This is a genomic window from Clostridium sp., from assembly GCF_032552055.1.
Classification (GTDB): domain Bacteria; phylum Bacillota; class Clostridia; order Clostridiales; family Clostridiaceae; genus Clostridium.
This window is the reverse complement of the sequence record NZ_JAWGSV010000296.1, coordinates 1-3,671: the sequence shown is the minus strand read 5'-3', so window position 1 is coordinate 3,671 and position 3,671 is coordinate 1. Positions and strand designations below refer to the sequence as shown.

Annotated in this window: 4 protein-coding genes; all 4 read right to left on the bottom strand. The window is 27.8% G+C overall.

The annotated features are described in order from the left end of the window. The coding region (locus E6248_RS14425; protein ID WP_316341480.1) for a tetratricopeptide repeat protein at positions 1-703 on the bottom strand (703 nt) is incomplete at its 3' end. Positions 704-714: 11 nt separating this feature from the next. Then, the gene (locus tag E6248_RS14420; protein ID WP_316341479.1) at positions 715-1,053 is read right to left on the bottom strand and encodes a hypothetical protein; all 339 of its coding nucleotides are present in this window, start codon (positions 1,051-1,053) and stop codon (positions 715-717) included. Between the two features lie 162 nt (positions 1,054-1,215). Further along, positions 1,216-3,444, bottom strand: coding sequence for an AAA family ATPase (locus tag E6248_RS14415; protein WP_316341478.1), 2,229 nt, complete (start codon positions 3,442-3,444; stop codon positions 1,216-1,218). Position 3,445: 1 nt separating this feature from the next. After that, a partial coding sequence (locus E6248_RS14410; protein WP_316341477.1) for an ATP-dependent Clp protease adaptor ClpS occupies positions 3,446-3,671 on the bottom strand: 226 nt, incomplete at its 5' end.

Here is a 3,671-nt window from a genome sequence, read left to right as displayed (position 1 = left end):
CTATTGCTTTACTATATTTCCCAGCTTCTTTATATATTATAGATAAGTTTAGATAACTAAAAGAATATTCCTTATCTTCCTTTATTGACTCTCTATAATAAAACTCTGCTTTTTCATAATTTCCTAAGGCTTTATATATTACTCCCATGTTATATAATATTTTATAATGCTTAGGACTAGTTTCTAATGCCTTTTCCATATAATATAATGCTTTATTATAATCTCCAATTTCTTCATAAATACTTCCTAAGTTTGCATTTGCCCATAAATCCTTTGGAACTAAATCTAAAGTAAGTTTATAATTTTTTATAGCCTCTTCTTTATTCCCTAATTCATCATATGCATTAGCTAAGTAAAAATATGCTCTATCATAAGTTTTATCAATTTCTATCGCAAGATTGTAATATTTTATTGCTTCTTTATAATTTTCTAGCTCATCATATATTACACCAATTCCATAATACGCCCTTGCATCACTAGAATCAATTTCAATAATTTTTCTATACTTTTCTTCAGCTAATTCCTTAAATCCTAATTTATCATATAATAAAGCCATATCTAAAATCAATTCAATATCTTTTTGTCCTTCATCAAATTTATAGGCTTTTTTATAAAACTTTAATGCTTTAATATAATCTTTACTACTTACAAAATTTCTTGCCATATTTAAATAGTTTTCATATATATAATCCTTATTCTCCATATTATCCTCTATTATTCCTCTATAAAATTTAAAGCCCCTTTTATAATAGTCTTAAAGAAAAAAACTTCAATTACAGCTATAAATAATAATACTATAAAGTTATTCAATTTAAAATATATAGAAGCAGATGCCAAGAAAACATATAAACCACCTTCTAGTAATACAGTTTCTCCAATCCACCTAGAAAAATTCTTTATATCCTTCACCTTTGAAATATCAAATTTATTATTTATATAGGAAAAACTGTCTATAACTCCTTCTAAAAATGAAAGTTTCTTTCTTATAGCTACAAATCCTCCCATTAAAACCTCTATTATACCCCAGATTAAAATAAAATATTTTAAAATCAAGTTACTTCCCTCCCATCAGTACATAGATACTACTATATTGTATAATATAAATGTGCTGTCGTACAATGAAAAATGAAGAATGAAAAATTAATTTGGGTCCTTGTGCGACAGCATCATTAAAGTATTAAAGGAGCTACCTGATAGATAGCTCCTCTATATATTCTAATATTTAATTACTAATTTATTATCCTTTAATCCTATGGAGCATTTTCCTCCATTAGATAACTTTCCAAATAATATTTCATCTATAAGTAAGGTCTTAAGTTCTGAGTTTATTACTCTCTTTATTTCTCTTCCACCAAACTCCTTAGATAAACCCTTATTACTAATATAGCTTAAAACTTTATTACTAATTGTTATTTCGATATTCTTTTCCTTTAATTTTTCTTTAAACTTACTTATTTCTTTCTTAGTAATATCTAAAGCCATTTCCTTAGTAATTTGATTAAATACTATAATCTTATCTAGTCTATTTCTAAACTCTGGTGTAAAACTTCTTTTTACCTCTTCATCCATAGCATTTAAATTTAAACTTTCTCTACCAAAGCCTACAAGATTTTTACCTATATCTCTTGCACCAGCATTAGATGTCATAATGATAATTGTATTTCTAAAGTCAGCTTTTCTACCTTTATTATCTGTTAATGTTGCATAGTCCATTACTTGAAGTAATACTCCTAGGATATCTGGATGTGCCTTTTCAATTTCATCTAAAAGTAATACACAGTTAGGCTTCTTTCTAATAGTATCAGTTAAAAGTCCGCCTTCTTCATATCCTACATACCCTGGAGGAGATCCTATTAATTTAGCAGCTGCATGCTTTTCTCCATATTCACTCATATCAAATCTTACTAAATCAATTCCAAGAGTTTTTGATAGAACCTTAGCTATTTCAGTTTTACCTACTCCAGTTGGACCTACAAATAGCATTGAAGCTATTGGCTTATTTTCATCATTTAAGCCAGCTCTAGACATTTTTACACACTTAGTGACTTCTTCTACTGCTAAGTTCTGACCAAAAATATTTTTCTTAAGTTCTTTTTCTAATATCTTTAGAGATTTAACTTCTGTATTTTCTACTACTTGTTTAGGTATATGGCAAGTTTTAGATATTATTTCTTCTATTACAGCTTCATTAACTATTCCATTTTTATATTTCTTTCTATTAATATCTAAAAAAGCACCTGCTTCATCTATAATATCTATAGCTTTGTCAGGTAAAAATTTATCATTCATATATTTTGAACTTAAATTAACGGCCGCACTTAAAGCTTCTTCTGTATATTTAACATTATGATAAGCTTCAAAACCTTCCTTAAGTCCTTCTAATATATCAATACTTTCTTTAATTGAAGTTTCTTTAACTTCTATAACTTGAAACCTTCTAACTAAAGCCTTATCTTTTTCAAAATACTTCTTATAATCATCATAAGTAGTAGCCCCTATAAATCTAATTTTTCCTTCTAATAAATACCCTTTAATAAGATTTCCACCATCTAAAGAACTACCATTTAAAGCCCCTGCTCCAACTATATTATGAATTTCATCAATATAAATTATTGGATTCTCATAAGTTTTTATTTCATCTAGTACTTGCTTTATTCTTTCCTCAAAGTCACCTCTATACTTAGTTCCTGCTAGTAAACCACCTACATCTAATGAGAATACCTTAGCATTTTTAAGCTTATCTGGCACTTTACCTTCTCTTATTAATTTTGCAAGCCCAATAGTAATAGCAGTTTTACCCACTCCAGGCTCTCCAATATGAACTGGATTATTCTTAGTTCTTCTACATAAAATTTGGATAGTTCTATCAATAATATCCTTTCTACCTATTAAAGGATATTCATCATCTTCAATAGACTCTGTTAACTCTCTACAATAAGTATGAACTATACTCTTTTCTTTTGAAGGCTCTTCTTTATTTACTTTTATAATTTTTATTGCATCCTTTGCAAGATTTTCTTCTTCTAACTTATTATGAGATAACTCAAATAGTAACTGTTGCTTATCTATTCCTTGCTTTTCTAAATAATAAACAGCATGACTATCCTTCAATGCATATAAAGCAGAAATTATATGCTCTAATGCTACAAAGTTCCTTTCACTAAATGCTGCTTGCTGAGTTGATACTATTAATATATTTTTTATACCATAGCTTTCTTCTGGCTCTCCATCTTCCTGTTTATCTATATATTCATCAATATATTTATTTAAATCGCCTTTTAATTCATCTATATCAGCATTTAATCTTAATATTACATTTTTAAAGCTATTTTCCTCTAAAGCACTTAAAAGTAAATGCTCTGGAGTTACGTATTCACTATTATTTTCCTTAGCTATACTATAAGCTCTAAGTAATACATCTCTTACTATCTTACTTATATCCATGTTAATCCCCCTCTACTGTAAGTTTAAATGGAAATCCTTCTTCCTTTGCCATCATCATAGCTTTATTTGCTTTTGATACTGCTATATCATAAGGGTAAACACCTGCTACTCCAGTACCCTTTTTATGAACTTCCATCATTATATTATTCGCTTCCTCTATATTTTTATTAAAAATTATATTCAACACTGCAATTACAAATTCCATAGTTGTAAAATCATCATTATGC